Genomic DNA, 16692 nt, shown 5'->3' with positions numbered 1-16692 from the left:
GTCAGGCGGGGAGGCCGTAGCGCTTGGCGGACTCGTTCTCCTGGGCCATCCGGCGCAGGGCGAGCAGGACGGGCTCCATCAGGATGGTGAGCAGGACGGCGCGCTCGACCCGCTCCAGCGGGTCGGGCACGTCCTCCAGCTTGTCCAGGTCGAGCGCGGCGGTGCGCTCGGCCAGCTCGGCGTAGGGGACCAGGGCCTGCCAGTCGGCCGGCAGGCCCAGCTCCCGGAGCGTGCCGAGAGTGTCGGTGACCACCGCGCGGGTAGGAGCCTTGTCGCTGATCTCCCAGCCCATGGCGGAGATCAACTCATCGGCGGGGGAGGGTTCTTGCGGTCCGTCCACGGACGGTTCGGGCTCACCGGTCGGCACCGCGCCGACCGCCAGGCCGAGCAGGAAGTGGATGTCGGTCGAGTGCTCGTCCAGGCCCCGCAGCACCTCCCGGGTGGTGGACACCGACAACCCGCGCACGGTGACCAGCGCGCGGGCCAGCCGGAGCCGGCGGAGGTGGTGCTCGTCGTACTCCGCCTGGGTGGCGGAGGTCGCCACCCCGGCGGGCAGCAGCTCCTCCCGCAAGTAGTACTTGATGGTCGCCACCGGGACGCCGCTGCGACGGCTCAGCTCCGAGATCCGCATCTTCTCCGCTCTCCACTGGAAATTAGGTAGCAGCACTGTCTAATATAGATAGTGCGACACTCCAATAGTGCACCGAAAGGCCGACTCATGCCCACGCTGCCCTGGACCACCCCCAACACCCCTCGCCCGAACAGCCAGGTGCTGGTGATGGCCTCCCGGCTGGAGGTCCGGTCCCTCAAGGACGTGCCGCGCTTCTTCCTCAAGTCCCTGGCCGCCTGGAAGCAGGTGAAGACCGCGCCCGGCGCGGTCGGCGCCTCGCTGATCGCCCAGCCGCTGAAGGGCGTCTTCTGGACGCTCTCGGCCTGGGAGGACCGCCAGTCGCTCTACGCCTACGCCAAGGCCGAACCGCACTACTCGATCATGACCTCGCTCCGCGAGGTGACCAAGGTGTCGGTCTTCACCTTCTGGGACACCACCGCCGAGCAGCTCCCGATCACCTGGCCCGACGCCAAGAACCGGCTGGCCGAGCAGCAGCGCACCGACGCCGCCGGCTGAGCCCGTCCCCCAACAGCCCCGCCCGACAAGGGAGATCCCCGCCATGTCCGCACCCGCCCCCGCCGGGCGCAAGGTACCGCTCTGGCTGTCGATCGTCGCGTGCAGCCTGCCGATGTTCATGGTGGCGCTGGACAACCTGGTGGTGTCCACCGCCCTGCACACCCTCGCGGTGGACCTTGAGGCCACCACCCAGGACCTGCAGTGGTTCGTCAACGCCTACGTGCTGAGCTTCGCCTGCCTGCTGCTGACCGGGGCCGCGCTCGGTGACCGCTTCGGCCACCGCAAGGTCTTCGCGCTCGGCATCGTCCTGTTCACCCTCTCCTCGATCGGCTGCGGACTGGCCGACACCAGCGGGCAGTTGATCCTGGCCCGGGCGGTCCAGGGCTTCGGCGCGGCGGCCGTCATGCCGCTCTCCCTCACCCTGCTCTCCAACGCGGTGCCGGAGAAGATGCGCAGCCTGGCGCTCGGCCTCTGGTCCGCCGTCAGCGGCCTGGCCATCGCGCTCGGCCCGGTGGTCGGCGGTGCCGTGGTGGAGGGCCTCGCCTGGGAGTGGATCTTCTGGATCAACATCCCGGTCGGCATCGTCGCCGTCCCGCTCGCCCTGATGGCGCTGAACGAGAGCCGCGGCGAGAAGGCCAAGCTGGACCTGGTCGGCATGCTGCTGGCCACCGGCGGCCTGCTGGCCCTGGTCTGGGGCATCGTCAACGGCAGCGAGGACGGCTGGACCGACACCACCATCCTCGGTGCCTTCGCGGCGGCCGTGGTGCTGCTGGGTGCCTTCGTGGCCTGGGAGCGGCGCGCCCCGCACCCGCTGCTGCCGCTCGGCTTCTACCGGATCCGCGCCTTCACCCTGACCAACCTGGTCTCCGCCTCGATGTACTTCGGGGTCTTCGGCTCGATCTTCTTCCTCTCCCAGTACCTGCAGATCGCCCCGCCCCGCACCCCGCTGCACGCCGGCACCCTGACGCTGGCCTGGACCCTGATGCCGATGGTGATCGCCCCGATCGCCGGCGCGCTGACCGACAAGGTCGGCGGCGGACGGCTGATGGCCCTCGGGCTCTTCCTCCAGGCCGGCGGCCTGGCCTGGATCAACCTGGCGGCCGGCCCGGACACCCCGTACTCCCGGCTGGTCGGCGCGATGCTGCTGGCCGGCGCGGGCATGGGCTTCGCCATCGCACCGACGGCGGCCGTGGTGCTCGGCGCGGTCGGCCCGGAGCACCGGGGCAAGGCCTCCGGCGCCAACACCACCGTCCGCGAGATCGGCGGAGCGCTCGGCATCGCGGTGCTGAGCAGCGTCTTCACCGCCAACGGCAGCATGCGCGACGCCACCACCTTCACCGACGGCCTGCACCCGGCCGTCTGGGTCGGCGTGGTGGTCGTGGTCCTCGGCGGGCTGGCCGCCCTGGCCATCCCGCGCCCGCCCAAGGCCGCCCCGGCCGAGCCGGTGGAGACCGCCGAGGCCCCGGCCCCGGTGACCGTCTGACCCACCCTCAGGAGGGGCCCGGGGAGCGTGCGACTCCCCGGGCCCCTCGGCGTTCTAGCCGGGGAGCGGCTGCGGGTGGCCGTCGTTCAGGTCCAGCAGGGTCCGCCCGGCCAGCGGACGGGTGAGCCGGACGGTGCCGCGCGGCTCGGTGGTGCAGCCCTCCTGTCGCGGCTGCGGGGTCTGACGGGCGATCAGCACCACCGAGCGGTCGGTCTCCACCGCCTCCAGGGCGTCCAGCCGCACGCAGACCCCGGCCTTCACCACCACGTCGAGGGTGAGGCCGTCGGGGGCGAGCCCGACCGGTTCGGCCGGCCAGATCGTGCGGTCGAGCTCCATCAGGACGGAGGGCGAGGGCGTCGGCCGGTCCGTCCCGCCCGAGGGCAGCACGGCGGGGTAGGCGAACGGCTCGGCGTAGCCGTGCACGGTGAACTCCCAGACCGGGACGGTCGCCTGGCCCCGGTTGGTGGGGATGGTGCGGGTGGAGAGCCGGGCGCCGGTGATGGCCACCTTCGGTGGGCACTGCATACAGCCCACCTGCCTGGAGTGCTCGTCGAGCGCTGCCTTGGCGCTCAGCAGCGGCACCTCCACCTGCCGTCCGTCGGCCCAGCGCACCGTGCCCTTCCCGGTGGGCGGGGCGGGGGTGAAGTCGTGGAAGAACCACTGGCCGGTGAAGACCGCGACCTCGTGCTCCTTGCTCACGCCCTGCGGCAGCCACTTCGGCTTCGGTTCCCCGACCGGGAAGTACCCCTCCCGCCAGCCGCGTTCGGCCGCCGATCCCTCCCAGGCCCGCAGCACCTGCGCGGCGCGGCGCTGCCCGGGATCGGCCGGTTCGGGTGTCCCCGGGGCGGGGCCGCCGGACCCGGCCGGGGCGCAGGCGGTGAGCAGGAGCAGTGCGGCGGCGGCCAGGGCCGTGCGGGCGTTCACCAGGCCGCCCTGGGGGTGCCGGTGGCCAGGTTGAGCACCAGCCGGGCGTCCAGTGGGCGGGTGAGTCTCACGCTGACCGGTTCCGAGACGAGCACCGCAGTGCACATCTCCTGGGACTTCTTCAGTTCGGCCATCAGTACCACCACCTGGTCGGTCTCGTAGGCCTCGGTGCCGAGCGCCTGGTCACAGGAGCCGCGCCCCACCTGACCGGTGACGGTCAGTCCGTCCGCCGAGACGGACCGGTAGGTCACGCTCTGCCCGGCCCAGGCGCGCACCGGCTCGGTGGCGGGCTGCTGCTGCGGGGCGATGGCCGGGAGGGTGAACGGCTCCTCGTACCCCGCCATGGTGAACTCCCAGACCGGGACGGTGGCCTGGCCCCGGCTGGTGGCCACCGTGCGGCTGCCCCGGGCCACCCCGGTGAGCTCCATCGGCGGCTCGCAGCCCGTCGGCCCGCACGAGGGCCGGCCCGTCCGGAGCCGGTCCAGCACCTGCTGGGGCGAGAGCATCGGCAGGGTCAGCCGCTGCCCGTACGGCCAGACCACCTCGGCGGTGGGGTCGGCGGCCGGCAGCGGGATCCGAGGCTCGATCAGCCCGTCGGCGTACGCCCTCCTGTCGCTCTCCCGGATGTTCGAGGGCAGCCACTCGGTCCGTTCATTGAGCGGGAAGTACCCACTGGACCAGGCCCGCTCCGCCTCCGAGCCGGGCCACTCCCGGGCGATCTGTGCGGCCCGCTCCCGCGCTGCCCCCGTCCCGATGGTGGCCGTACCGCCACCGCCGGCGGTCGTGCCGCAGCCCGTCAGCAGCAGGGCTGCGAGCGCCAGCGTGGTCGTTCGTCTCATCTGGTCATCCCCCGTACCGGACATCGGAGTTGGCGCCGATCGGACGCGGCCGGTCACCGGTCGGTTCCACCGGCCGTGGGCACCGGGCGGACCGGGCGGGGCTCGCCGGTGGCCAGGTCGAGGACGGTCCGGTCCCCGAGCGGGGCGCGCAGCCGGACGGTGGCCGAGCCGCTCACGGTCTCGGCGGTGGCGCAGTCGGCCCCGGTGGTGCCGGTGAGCAGCAGCACCGGCACCACGGAGTGCTCGGTCTCGACCGCCTCGCTGAGGAACACCCTTCGGCAGGGCGGGAGTTCGACCGTCCCGGTGACGGTGAGGCCGTCCCAGGAGGCGGTGCGGGCGTCGAAGGCCGCCACCGACAGGCCGGCCGGCGACGAGGGGTAGCCGGTCGGCGGCAGCGGGTCGGCCCGGCGCTGGGCGGCGACGGCGGGCAGCACGAAGGGTTCGGAGTAGCCGGGGGAGGTGAACTCCCAGACCGGGATGGTGGCTTGGCCCCGGCTGGTGCCGATCTCGCGGCGGGCCTGCCGGATCTCGGTGACCTTCAGCGGGGTGCAGTCCGCGGCGCAGTCGCCCTGGTGCTCCCGGGCCAGGTCCCGCAGCGTCTCCGGGACGGAGCGTGGCACCAGCCCGAGGGCGCGCCCGTCCGACCAGCGGACCTCCGCGATCGGGTCCGGGGACGGGATGGACAGGGCGATGTCGAAGCTGCCGCTCAGGTAGCCGGCCTTCTCCGCGAGGGTCCGGAAGGCCTCGGGCGGCAGCCACTGCGGGGACGCGTCCAGCGGGTAGTACCCGGCCCGCCAGGCCTCGTGGGCGGCCGAGTGCTCCCAGGCCCGTACCGCCTCCGACGCCCTGTTCCGGGCGGCCGAGGCCACCGGGTCGTCCGGTGCGCCGCTCGCCCTGCTGGGGCGCGGCACCGGGCCGTGCTCACTGGTGCAGCCGAGCAGTGCCAGCGCCGCGACCGCCGCGACGACGATCCGCTTCATCTCATCCCCCGTACCGGAAAGCCGAGTTGGCGGCACCGGTGCCCGGTGCCGCCAACTCGTACATGCCCGGTTCGGGCACGGTCAGAACAGCGGGACGCCGCCCCGGACCAGACGCCAGGTGGAGCCGCCGAACTCGGCGGGGTCGATGACGCCCTTGGCCTTCACCCAGGTGATCATGGTGTTGCGGATCTCGTCCGAGTTCGCCCACACCTTGGTCGAGGCCGCGACGTGCGGGAAGTTGCCGCCGCCGTTGGCCCGGTAGTTGTTGACCGCGAGCACGAACTGCGCCGCCGGGTCGACCGGCTTGCCCTCGTACGACAGGTTGACGATCCGGGAGCCGACCGGCTGGGCCACGTCGATGTCGTAGGAGAGGCCGTACAGCGCGTCGTAGTTGTAGTCGGGGGTGTTCCCCGCGTTGGTCAGGGTGTCCAGGTTGACCGGGGCGCCCGCGGCCAGCTGGTTGTAGTACTTCGCCGAGTACTCCAGGTAGTCCTTGATCTGGGCACCCGTCAGGATCCGGGCCTCCAGGGTGTTCTCGTAGATGTACAGGCCGGCCGCGTCGCGCAGCTTGACCTCGCCGGCCGGGATCACCGCGGTGCGGTTGAACGGCGCGGCCTGGGCGAGCACCGGCAGGTTGGCGTACTGGCCGCCGGCCAGTGCGGCCTTGACGGTGTCGGCCTGCACCCGGCCGATCAGGTCGATGATCGGGACGTCCTTGAACCGGGCCTCGGCGATGGACAGTTGGGCCTTGCAGGTGCCGATGACCTGGTTGACGTAGGTGACGACCTTCTTGTGCTGGGCCTCGATCAGCTCCACGATCTCCGGGTCCTCCGGCACCGTGTTGGTGTTGATCACCCGGGCGGTCAGCGAGGTGACCTCCCACTTGCCCTTGGCGAACTCGACCTCGAAGTCGAAGCAGGACAGGCGGTAGCCCCAGCAGTACGGCTCGGTCAGCACGACCTCCTTGCCGGTCTGCTTGTTGACCACCCGGCGCTCGGCCATCTCCTTGTGGGTGTGGCCGACCAGCACCGCGTCCACGTCCGGCACCTGCTCGGCGAGCGAGACGCAGGCCTGCTCCGGGAAGGGCAGCTGGTCGCCCCAGGAGGACGGCTCGTCCATGCCGGAGTGGGCGGAGACGATGACGATGTCCGCGCCGGCCGCCTTCAGCCGCGGCACGTACTTCTTGGCCTGCTCGACGATGCCGGCGAAGACCATCTTCCCCTGGACGTTGGCCTTGTCCCAGATCGCGATGCCGGGGTTGGTCAGGCCCAGGACGCCGACCCGCACCGGGCGGCCGTGGCCGAGGTGCAGCTCCTTGATCACGTACGGCGGGAAGGCGGGCTTCTCGTCCTTGGCGTTCAGCGCGTTGGCACCGAGCAGTGGGAAGTCCAGCTGGCGCTCGAAGGCGCGCAGCAGCGGGATGCCGTAGTTGAACTCGTGGTTGCCGAGCGCGGCCGCGTCGAACTTCATCGCGTTCATCGCGGCGGCCATCGGGTGCACCGGACCGCGTCCGCGGCCGGTGACCGGCTCCACCCGGGCGTAGTAGTAGGTCAGCTGGGTGCCCTGGATGGTGTCGCCCGCGTCGATCAGCAGGGTGCGGTGGCAGCCCTTCTCCTCGCGGATCTGCTTCACCAGGGTGGAGATCTTGGCCAGGCCGACGTCGTTGTGCGCCTTGTCGTCGTACTCGGCGTCGGTGAAGTAGTCCCAGTTGAGGATCCGGCCGTGCAGGTCGGTGGTGCCCATCACGGTGAACGTCTGCTTCTTCTTCTCGCGGCCGCGCTGCTCGGCGGGCGCGGCCGCCGCCTCGGTGGCGGTGGCCATCGGCAGGCCGCCGGCCAGGGCGGCACCGGCGGCGGTGACGGCCGTCCGGGCGACGAAGTCACGACGGTTCAGGGACATGGAGGGCTCCAACGTGAACGAACGGGGCGTCAGCAGGCAGGCGGTGACGCGCGTAGAAGTCTGCACGCAAAACCCGCCCGGGAACACCCCCCGGCACGTTTCCAGCAGGTGAGATCTGAAAGTCCCGCACGTGAAACCCGTACCCCTGTGGCGGCAGGGATACGTGGCCAGGTTTAGATGTAGCCCTCGCGCAGGGCGTGGGCGACGGCGTGGGCGCGGTTGCGGAGGTTGAGACGGGTGGTCAGGCCGTGCAGGACGTTCTTGACGGTCCGTTCGGAGTAGGAGAGCTTGCCGGCGATCTCTCCGGTGTCCCAGCCCTCGGCGATCAGGCGGAGGATGTCGGACTCGCGCTCCGAGATGCCGGGCGGGGCGTAGCCGGGCAGGCCCTGCACGCTGCGCTGGAGCCGGCCCATCTGGGCGATCAGGCGGCCGAGCAGGTCGCCCGGCAGGTCGCCCTCGCCGCGCGCGGCGGCCAGCACGGCCTGCCCCAGCCGCTCCGCGGTGGCCTCGCGGCGCCGCAGGATGGCGGAGACGCCGCACTCGACGGCCTCCAGCAGGTCGGCCTCCCGGATCTGGTCGACCACCAGGACGACCCGGCTGCTGTCCCGGTGCACCAGTCGGCGCATGGTCCCGGTGACCGCGTTGTCCACGCCCTCGGCCACCACCACGGTGACCGTGCCGGGCCCCGCCTCGGAGACCACCTGGAGATCGCCGCAGGCGCGCAGCTGGCTGGCCGCACCCGCGTAGGAGATGGGGTCGGTCGCATGGATCGCGACCTGGACCACGGCGGTGTGCCGCAGTGTCTCGTCGGCGAACTGGATCGTCACAGTGGCCTGCCTCATGCCTCGTCGGTGCCCTGACATGCGGGAACGGCTCAGCCCTGGCCCCTCCCGACTGCTCACATGCTCACCGCGGGCACCTCGGGGTGACCATCGTGGTCCACCACGAGATCCGTCAGGTGAGACGAAGGTCACACCGGGAAGTGGTCGTTCGGGGGGTCCGGGTCAGGGTGCCGACACGTGGAATGGACGAGAGCGGTTGTAGGAGGGGTAGCGATGTACAGCGGTGGCACGGCCGTCGGGGTGATGGGCCCGGCGGAGGCCGGTCTGACCGAACGTCAGGCCGTCCTGGCCGAGGCGGCCCGGCTGGCCGACCTGGCCCGGCACGGCACCGGCACCCTGCTGCTGCTCACCGGCCCGAGCGGGATCGGCCGTAGCGCCCTGCTGGACGCGGTGGCGGACCCGGCGGTCTCCTGGGGCATGACGGTGCGCCGGGCGGCCTGCGCCCCCGACGAGGCCGGGCACCCGTACGCGGTGGCCCGTCAGCTCAGCGGAACCGGCCCGGAGTTCGTCCCCGACGAGGAGGGCCGCACCCCCTGGGAGCTGCTCCGCGAGGCCGCCGTGCGGCGCCCGCTGCTGTTCCTGGTGGACGACGTGCAGCACGCCGACCCGGCCTCCGCCTCCTGGCTGCGCCAGCTCGTCCGCCGGCTCCACCAGCTGCCCGTGCTGCTGGTGGTGACGGAGCGTCGGGAGGCAGGACCCGCGGACCGCAGGCCGCCGTTCGGCACCGGGCTGCCGGCCGGTGTGGTGCAGACCCGCCGCCTCGCCCCGCTCAGCCCGGCCGGCACCGCGGCCCTGCTCTCGGCCCGGCTCGAACGCACCGTCCCGGACCGGCTGGCCCAGGAGTGCCACCGGGCCACCGCCGGACTGCCACTGCTGCTCACCGCACTCACCTGTCCGGACGGCCGCCCGGTGGGCGGCGAGCTCGGCCCGGTGCCGACCGGCGCCTTCCGCGAGGCGGTCGGCCACTGGCTCGACCGCGTCGGCGAACCGTCCGCCACCGCCGCCCGCACCCTGGCCCAGCTCAGCGGCACCCGCACCGGCTCGGTCGGCCTGGCCGACCTGGTCGCCGCCCAGCCGGGCTGGGCCACCGGCCCCGGCGACCCCGAGGGGGCCGACCTCGGCAGCTGGCTCCCGGACTGGCTGCGCGGCCTCCAGGTGCTCGGCCTGCTGCGCCCCGGCCACGGTGACGCCCTGCCGGAGTTCGCCCACCCCTGGCTGTCCGCCGCCCTGCTGGCGGGCTGGAGCGACCAGCGCCGGGCCGAACTGCACCGGGGCGTCGCCACCCTGCTCTACGGCCGCGGCGAGCCGGACGGCCTGGTCGCCGAACAGCTGCTGCGCACCGAGGTGTGCGGCGCCGAGTGGGCCGCCGACGTGCTGATCGGCACCGCCCGCCAGGCCCAGCGCGACGGGGACCGCGAGTACGCCGTCCGGCTGCTGCGGCGCGCGCTGCGCGAACCGCTCAGCCAGTGCCGCCGTGGCTCCGTCCTGGTCGAACTCGGCTGCCTGGAAGTGGCCCTGGGCCCGCCGGAGTCCGTCAACGGCACCCGCCACCTGGCCGAGGCGGTCCGGCTGCACCGCTCCGACGAGGCGGTCTTCGAGGCCGCCAACGCGCTGGGCGTGGCACTGGCCGGCCGGGGCGAGACCGCCGCCGCCCTGGACGTCCTGGAGGACCTGGCCGAACGCTTCGCCGACCGCTCCGACCTGGCCCACGCCGTGCACGCCGCCACCGCGATGATCGCCTCCCACGACGGGGACAGCTGGCTCCAGGTGGTGGACGGCGTGCGCCGGATCGAGGCCCGCTCGGCCACCGGCGTGGCCCCGGCCGCCTACGGGCTGCTGACCGAGTTCGACGCCACCAGCGGACGGCTCTCGGCCGCCGAAGTCTCCCGCCGGGTGGTCGAGTTGACCGCCCAGCCGATGGACAGCTTCTCCGCCAGCTACCTCACCGCCTCCACCGCCACCCTGGCCCAGTGGGCCGACCGGCTGGACCTCGCGGACCGGCTGGTCGCCGAGGGCCTGACCGCGCACCGGGGCGCCAAGCTCCACCCGGCCTACCAGTGCCTGCTGAGCGTGCGGGCCGAGAGCCGGATGATGCGCGGTCAGTTCTCCCTGATGCTGCAGGAGCTGGCGGCCGCCTCCGACCAGCGCGGCGTGCTCACCCTCGGCAACGCCCACCTCACCTCGCAGGCGGTGATCGCCCTCTGCGAGACCGGGCACCCGGTGCAGGCCCGCCAACTGGTCGCGGCCGGCTTCGAGGACAGCCCGCCGAGCGGCCCGTCCTCCTGGGAGATGAACGAACTCGTCTACGCCCGCGGCATGCTGCGGCTCGCCGACGGACGGCCCGAGGAGGCACTGGCCGACCTGCTGGACTGCGGGCGCCGCCAGCTGGAACGCCAGGTGCTGAGCCCGATCGTCACCCCCTGGCGCTCGGCCGCCGCCGACTGCCACCTGCTGCTCGGCCAGGTCGGCCCGGCGGCCGAACTGGCCGCCGAGGAGCTCCGCCTGGCCCGCGTCTGGGACACCCCGCGGACCGTCGGCCGGGCCCTGCGGGTGCTCGGCGCCGCCACCGGCGGACGGCAGGGGCTGGCCACCGTCCAGGAGTCGGTGCGGATGCTGCGCGCGGACGGGCTGGACGTCGAGCTCATCCCCGCGCTGACCGCCCTCGGCCGGCTGCTCGGGGGCAGCGGGCAGCGCGCGGCTGCCCGGGAGGCCCTCCGGGAGGCGGTCAGCCGGGCAGAGCGGATCGGTGCGGTGAGGCTGCGCACCGTCGCCGCCGACCTGCTGCTGGCCTCCGGAGCGCGGCCCGACCGGCAGCGGCAGACCGGCGCGGGTGCGCTGACCGCCGGCGAGCAGCGGGTCTGCCGACTGGCGGTGGAGGGCAACTCCAACCCGGAGATCGCCGAGCTGCTGCACCTGGCGCTGCGCACGGTGGAGACCCACCTGACGAACAGCTTCCGGAAGTTGGGCATCAAGCGGCGGGCCGAGCTGGCGGGAGTGCTGGAGCAGCCGCAGGAGTGAGCGGAGCCGGTCGGGGGAGATGGCCGTCGGCACCGGCGGATGCGGTGGGGCGGCGGTCACCTGGGCTGGTCCTCTCCGGTCGGCTGGTGAGGCCCAGCCTGCCCGGAGGGACGGGAGTGACACCAGGGCCGTACGGTCACTGCCGGGGGACGACCCGGATGTCCGCGAGGGCAACCGGCCGGTAACCTCCGCGGGCGAACGGTCCGAGGCGTCGTCGGTTCCGCCCGGCCGCGGCGTGCGCACGCGGTGCGGCGGACCGTGTCGGAGCAGGCCGGCCGCTCCGGACCCGCGTCGGGGGCGACCGTCGGCCCGGCGGAGGCCGCGCGGTGGGGGCCGCGCGGTGGGGCGGGTCGCGTCAGAGCAGGCCGGCCAGCCGCTCCAGCTCCGCCTTGAGGGCGGCCGTCGGGTCGACCCCGCCGGGCACCAGGGTCTCCCAGCTGCGGGCCCGTACGTAGCCGTCCAGCGCGAGCGGCAGCTCGCGGGCGAGGATCTGCCGCGCCTGGCCGGCCTCCGCCCGCGCCAGCGCCGCGAACAGCCCCTCCGCGTCCACCGAGGAGGGCAGCCCGATGGCCGCCGCCCGCTCGCGGAGCACCGCCAGTTCCGCCCGCAGTTCGGCGGGCAGCGCCTTGGGCTTCGCGGGCTTGGCGGCCTTCGGCTCGGGGCCGGCCCCGGCCACCTGCCCGGCCACCGGCCCGGCCGCCGTCGTGGCCGGGAGCCCGGCCGGGCCTGCGGTCTCCACCCCGGGGGTGCCGTCGGGGGCGCCGTTCGGCCGGTCCCAGGGCCAGCGCCGCGGGGCGAGCAGCGCGCCCGCCCCGTACAGCCCCGCGACGACGGCCGGCCACCACGGCCCGGCCGCCCCCGCGAAGTACAGCGCCAGGCCCCCGGTGCCCGCCGCGCAGCCGATCAGGTTGCGCGGCGACTCCAGGTACCCCAGCAGCCGGTCACTGATACCCACGGATCTCCTCGAACGCCCCGTCCAGCGAGCCCCGCCCGTCGAACAGCTTCCCGCCCGTCAGGTCGGCGATGCCCTGCAGCTGCCCCTTCGCCGCGTCGCCGAACAGGATCGGGAAGACCGGCACCGCCCGCGCCGCTCCGGACAGCCCGCCGTACCAGGCACGGAACTCCTGGTCCTTGAGCCCCTCGTTGCTCTCCCCGTCCGTCATCACCACGATCGAGGTGAAGCGGTCGTCCCCGCTCGCCGCCTGCTGACGGCCCACCAGCTCGAAGGCCTCCTTCAGGCTGCTGTAGACCGCCGTGCCGCCGTCGGCCGTCAGCCCCTGCACCTCCTGCTGGATCCGGGCCAGCTCCGCCTCCGGCGGCCCGACCGGGATCCGGTACGTCCGCTCCGACTTCACGGTGGAGGCGAACTCGACCACCGTGACCTCCTCGCGCTGGCGGAACCGCCGCTGCCCGCGCGGGTCCTGGGCCCCCGTCAGCCGCGCCATCGCGGCCTTCAGCGCGTCCAGCCGGCCGCCCTTCATCGAGCCCGAGGTGTCCAGCACGTACACCGTCCGGGACGGGCGGCGCAGCTCGTTCTGGTACGCCGACAGCAGCCCGTCCGCCACCGCCCGGGTGCCGGGGAACGGCAGCTCCCGGCGCCGCTCGGCGGGCAGCCCGGTGGCCGGGGTGACCCCGGTGGTCACCGGGCGGCGCAGGGTCTCCTCGGTGATCCGCTGCTGCGCGTTCGACTGCAGCAGGTACCGGCTGAGGCGCTGGAAGGAGTCCTGCGCGGGCTTGCCGGCCGAGGCCAGCAGGCTCAGCGGGTAGTCGGCCGAGACCACCCCGTCCACCGGCCGGATCACCGTCAGGCGGTCCTCGGCGGGCAGGGTGCGGTTCATCGAGAGCAGCACCGACTCGTAGTTGACCAGGGCGCCGACCTTGGTCTCGTTCTGCTTGGCGGCCTTCTGGTACGCCTCCGCCAGCCAGCCCGAGGAGCCCGAGGTCAGCTTCTGCCCGCTGAAGAACTGCTTCAACTGCGGTGCGGCCTTGGCCACGTCGGCGTCGGACAGGGCCGCACCGGCCCCGGAGAACGCCGAGGCCAGTGCGACCAGCGCGGAGAAGCCGGAGTTGGAGCGGGACGGGTCGGCCATCCCGTAGCTGAGCTTCCCGGCGGCCGCCGCCTCCCCGAGCTTCCCCCAGGTCACCTGCGAGCCGTCCCCCCAGCCCAGCTCGCTCAGCATCGTGGAGCGCACCCCGACCGCCACCGGCGAACTCATCACCGGGGTCTCGGAGAGCAGCTTGCCCTTCCCCGCCGGGTCCAGCCGCAGGTAGTGGTTGGACGGGAACCAGACCGCGTCGTACTTGCCGTCCGCCTGCCCCGAGGCCACCGTGTCGGCCCCGTCCAGCGAACCGGACCAGGTGAACTCCACCCGGACCCCGGTCGCCGTCCTGGCGTCGGCCAACACCGCCTCCATGTCGTGGAGTTCACTCCCCGCCAGGACCCGCAGCACGCCGTCCTTCGGCTGCTCCGTCCCGCCGCCGCCGTCCCCGCCCTCGCTCGTGCAGCCCGTCCCGGCCAGCGCCAGCGCCAGCACGGCGGGCGCGATCCGTCGCAGCACTCCGTCCCCCCTCATCCTCTGCCCCTGCCTCACTTGCCCTTGGCGATGTCGACCAGCCTGGCCAGCACCTCGACCGTCGGCGGCTGCGCCTGGACGATCCCGGCCTCGGCCAGGCCCGGCACGAAGACCGTCGTCGGGTTCGGCTCCTTGAGCGCCCGGGAGAACGCCCCCGGGTCGGCCTGCGGGCGGAAGCCGTGCAGCGCGGCCAGGCCGATCAACTTCGGGTCGTCCCGGAGCAGTTCGGCGATCTTCCGCCCCTCGGGTGTCAACCCCAGCGCCGTGTGGTCACTCGAAACGGTGGTGTCCGGGTAGAGCACCACCAGGTCCTTCACCGTGGTCCCGTGCGCGACCAGCGAGGCCACCTGGGACTCGTACGCCAGCACCAGCGGATTGCCGACCCCGCTCTGGAAGTCCTTGAACGGGCCGTCCGAACTGGTCTTCTGGTCACCCTGCTTGGCCGTCAGCTTGCGCAGCAGCGGGGCCACCGACTGCTCCCCGGCCTGGTCGGAGACCACCCGGTTGCCGTTCTTCACGTACGCGGCCGCGGCCAGGTAGAGCGCCCCCGAGGAGGAGGTGGCCGGATCGGTGCTGGTCACGAACACGTCCCCGGCCAGCTCCGGGATGCTCTTGGGCTCGTCCAGCTGGTCCCAGCGGGTGTCCGAGCCCACGGCCGTCAGGTACTTGGCCATGTCCAGCTTCCACGGCCCGCCCTCCTTCCGGCCGGCGTAGCCCCGGTCGCGCAGGAGCGCGGCGACCTTCTCGTGCGCGATCACCACCAGCGGGGAGTAGAACGGCCGCACCGGTTCGGTGGTGATCCCCCGCTTCTTGGCCACCTCCTCGGCCGGTCCCCGGCTGGCCGGGAAGACCATCCCGTAGCCGTCCAGGTTCGCGTTCGCCATCGACCAGGAGCCGATGGTCTGGCTCTTCACCTCGAAGCCCTTGGCCCGGAACTCGGCGGCCACCTCCGGGTCGTTGAAGAACTCCGCCTTCTCCGAGCCGATCAGGATCCGCACCTCGGTCAGCCCCGGCCCGGACTCCGGCCGCAGCACCGCGTACGCCACCCCGCCCAGCAGCACCAGCGCCGCAAGCACGCCGATGACTCGTCTCATCGCCAATCCTTCCCCCACCAGCGGAACTTCAGGACCCAGTGCTGTGCCCTAGAGATTCCCGCCCGGCCCGTAGCGCCGCCCGAACCGAAGGTGAACCGGGGGTGAACAAGCCTTCACGGAACCGCATCGGCTCCGGTACGTCAGGACCAACTCGGCCTCACGGTGCGAGAACTAACGACGTGTCACTCCGTTCACCGAATCGTTCGACAACTGCCATGGTGCAGTCGGCCGGAACGGCGAAGTTACGTACCGGTAATGTTTAGGCTCTCAGCCATGCGCCGAGCAAAAATCGTCTGCACCCTCGGGCCTGCCGCCGACTCGTACGAGCAGATCAAGGCCCTGGTCGACGCCGGTATGGACGTCGCCCGTTTCAATCTCAGCCACGGCTCCCAGTCAGAACACGAGGAGCGCTACCGCCGGGTCCGCAAGGCCGCCGAGGAGAGCGGCCGGAGCGTCGGGGTCCTGGTCGACCTCCAAGGCCCGAAGATCCGACTGGGCACCTTCGCCGAAGGTCCCGTACTCCTCGAACGCGGTGACCAGTTCACCATCTCCGTCGAGGAGGGCGTGGTCGGGGACCGCGACACCTGTGGCACCACCTACCCCGGGCTGGCCGACGACGTCCGGCCCGGCGAACGCGTCCTGGTCGACGACGGCCGGGTCTGCCTGGAGGTCGCCGAGGTCGACGGCCCCCGGGTCCGCTGCACCGTCCTGGAGGGCGGGCTGATCTCCGACCACAAGGGGCTCAACCTCCCCGGCATCGCCGTCTCGGTCCCCGCGCTCAGCGACAAGGACGTCGCCGACCTGCGCTGGGCCCTGCGGACCGGTGCCGACCTCATCGCCCTCTCGTTCGTGCGAAGCGGGGCCGATGCCGAGGACGTCCGCCGGATCATGGCGGAGGAGGGCCGGTCGGTGCCCGTCCTCGCCAAGATCGAGAAGCCGCAGGCGGTGGAGAACCTCGAGTCCATCGTCGACGCCTTCGACGGCATCATGGTCGCCCGCGGCGACCTCGGGGTCGAAATGCCCCTGGAGGACGTGCCGTTGGTGCAGAAGCGGGCCGTCAAGCTGGCCAAGCGGAACGCCAAGCCGGTCATCGTCGCCACCCAGATGCTGGACTCGATGATCAACGCCTCCCGGCCCACCCGGGCCGAGGCCTCCGACGTGGCCAACGCCGTCCTGGACGGCACCGACGCGGTGATGCTCTCCGGCGAGACCTCCGTCGGCAAGTACCCGGTCGAGACCGTCCGCACCATGGCCCGCATCATCAGCGCCGTGGAGGAGGACGTGCTCGCGGCCGGCCTCCCGCCGCTCACCGACTCGAACAAGCCGCGGACCCAGGGCGGCGCCGTCGCCCGCGCGGCGGCCGAGATCGGCGACTTCCTGGGCGCCAAGTACCTGATCGCCTTCACCCAGTCCGGCGACACCGCCCGCCGGCTCACCCGCTACCGCTCGCCCATCCCCGTCCTGGCCTTCACCTACGAGGCCGCCGTGCGGGGCCAGCTCGCCCTGACCTGGGGCGCCGAAACCTTCCTGGGCCCGTTCGCGGCCACCACCGACGAGATGGTCGCCCAGGTGGACGCCGCACTGCTCTCACTGGGGCACTGCGAGAAGGGGGACATCGTGGTCATCACCGCGGGCTCCCCGCCCGGCCTGGCCGGCTCCACCAACCTGGTCCGCGTCCACCACGTGGGCGAGCTCGACAACTGACACCCCGTGGGGCGTGGCCGCCGGGCCGCGCCCCACCCGAAGGGGTGAACGCCGTGGACGGCGGGCGCGGGGTACCAGCGCGGTGCGAAGGGTGCCGGGTGCGGGATTCGAACCCGCAAGCCCTTTCGGGCAGATGTGTTTGAGACATCCGTGTATGCCGTTCCACCAACCCGGCGGGGGTGAGCGCTCAGAAGGATACCCTGTGCGCGC

13 protein-coding genes and 1 tRNA gene are annotated in these 16692 nt (G+C 73.0%); 4 read left to right on the top strand and 10 right to left on the bottom strand.

Annotated features, from left to right (window positions below):
• Window position 1: 1 nt before the first annotated feature.
• Window positions 2-631, bottom strand: coding sequence for a MerR family transcriptional regulator (locus ACIA8O_RS05160; RefSeq protein WP_396292173.1), 630 nt, complete (start codon window positions 629-631; stop codon window positions 2-4).
• An 87-nt stretch (window positions 632-718) separates the two neighbouring features.
• On the opposite strand from ACIA8O_RS05160, the gene ACIA8O_RS05155 reads away from it, so the two are divergent.
• On the top strand, window positions 719-1126 hold the full coding sequence (locus ACIA8O_RS05155) for a DUF3291 domain-containing protein (protein WP_396292172.1): 408 nt from the start codon (window positions 719-721) through the stop codon (window positions 1124-1126).
• 43 nt (window positions 1127-1169) lie between these two features.
• Window positions 1170-2609: an MFS transporter gene (locus tag ACIA8O_RS05150; protein WP_396292171.1), complete on the top strand. Its 1440-nt coding sequence runs from the start codon at window positions 1170-1172 to the stop codon at window positions 2607-2609.
• Between the two features lie 54 nt (window positions 2610-2663).
• Here the strand turns inward: ACIA8O_RS05150 and ACIA8O_RS05145 are convergent, their stop codons facing one another.
• The 5 genes from ACIA8O_RS05145 to ACIA8O_RS05125 form a co-directional block, all read right to left on the bottom strand.
• A complete protein-coding gene (locus ACIA8O_RS05145; RefSeq protein WP_396292170.1) occupies window positions 2664-3533 on the bottom strand; it encodes a hypothetical protein in 870 nt (289 codons plus the stop codon).
• Window positions 3530-4372 (bottom strand): hypothetical protein, encoded by an 843-nt coding sequence (locus ACIA8O_RS05140; protein WP_396292169.1) that lies wholly within the window; start codon window positions 4370-4372, stop codon window positions 3530-3532. The genes ACIA8O_RS05145 and ACIA8O_RS05140 overlap by 4 nt, the downstream gene beginning before the upstream one ends.
• A gap of 53 nt (window positions 4373-4425) precedes the next feature.
• Complete coding sequence (locus ACIA8O_RS05135) at window positions 4426-5352, bottom strand: hypothetical protein (RefSeq protein ID WP_396292168.1); 927 nt, start codon at window positions 5350-5352, stop codon at window positions 4426-4428.
• Window positions 5353-5433: 81 nt separating this feature from the next.
• Entirely contained in the window at window positions 5434-7251 is a 1818-nt protein-coding gene (locus ACIA8O_RS05130) for a bifunctional metallophosphatase/5'-nucleotidase (RefSeq protein WP_396292167.1), read from the bottom strand.
• Between the two features lie 173 nt (window positions 7252-7424).
• Complete coding sequence (locus tag ACIA8O_RS05125) at window positions 7425-8093, bottom strand: LuxR C-terminal-related transcriptional regulator (protein ID WP_396292166.1); 669 nt, start codon at window positions 8091-8093, stop codon at window positions 7425-7427.
• Between the two features lie 213 nt (window positions 8094-8306).
• On the opposite strand from ACIA8O_RS05125, the gene ACIA8O_RS05120 reads away from it, so the two are divergent.
• Window positions 8307-11111, top strand: a complete 2805-nt coding sequence (locus tag ACIA8O_RS05120) for a LuxR C-terminal-related transcriptional regulator (protein WP_396292165.1) — start codon at window positions 8307-8309, stop codon at window positions 11109-11111.
• A 355-nt stretch (window positions 11112-11466) separates the two neighbouring features.
• Here ACIA8O_RS05120 and ACIA8O_RS05115 read toward each other — a convergent pair whose 3' ends face one another.
• From ACIA8O_RS05115 to ACIA8O_RS05105, 3 genes are read right to left on the bottom strand one after another with little or no spacing between them, the layout of a single operon-like run.
• Window positions 11467-12066: a hypothetical protein gene (locus ACIA8O_RS05115; RefSeq protein WP_396292164.1), complete on the bottom strand. Its 600-nt coding sequence runs from the start codon at window positions 12064-12066 to the stop codon at window positions 11467-11469.
• Window positions 12053-13684, bottom strand: coding sequence for a VWA domain-containing protein (locus tag ACIA8O_RS05110; RefSeq protein WP_396292163.1), 1632 nt, complete (start codon window positions 13682-13684; stop codon window positions 12053-12055). Before ACIA8O_RS05110 ends, ACIA8O_RS05115 begins: the two co-directional genes overlap by 14 nt.
• A 14-nt stretch (window positions 13685-13698) precedes the next feature.
• A complete protein-coding gene (locus ACIA8O_RS05105) occupies window positions 13699-14778 on the bottom strand; it encodes a hypothetical protein (RefSeq protein ID WP_396292162.1) in 1080 nt (359 codons plus the stop codon).
• A gap of 273 nt (window positions 14779-15051) precedes the next feature.
• On the opposite strand from ACIA8O_RS05105, the gene pyk reads away from it, so the two are divergent.
• Window positions 15052-16482 (top strand): pyruvate kinase, encoded by a 1431-nt coding sequence (gene pyk, locus ACIA8O_RS05100; protein ID WP_396292161.1) that lies wholly within the window; start codon window positions 15052-15054, stop codon window positions 16480-16482.
• A 92-nt stretch (window positions 16483-16574) separates the two neighbouring features.
• Here the strand turns inward: pyk and ACIA8O_RS05095 are convergent.
• A tRNA-Leu gene (locus ACIA8O_RS05095) sits at window positions 16575-16657 on the bottom strand.
• Window positions 16658-16692: the final 35 nt, after the last annotated feature.

Origin of the sequence: Kitasatospora sp. NPDC051853 (assembly GCF_044452665.1) — a bacterium.
Taxonomy (GTDB): domain Bacteria; phylum Actinomycetota; class Actinomycetes; order Streptomycetales; family Streptomycetaceae; genus Kitasatospora.
This window is presented reverse-complemented; position numbering and strand designations above follow the sequence as displayed.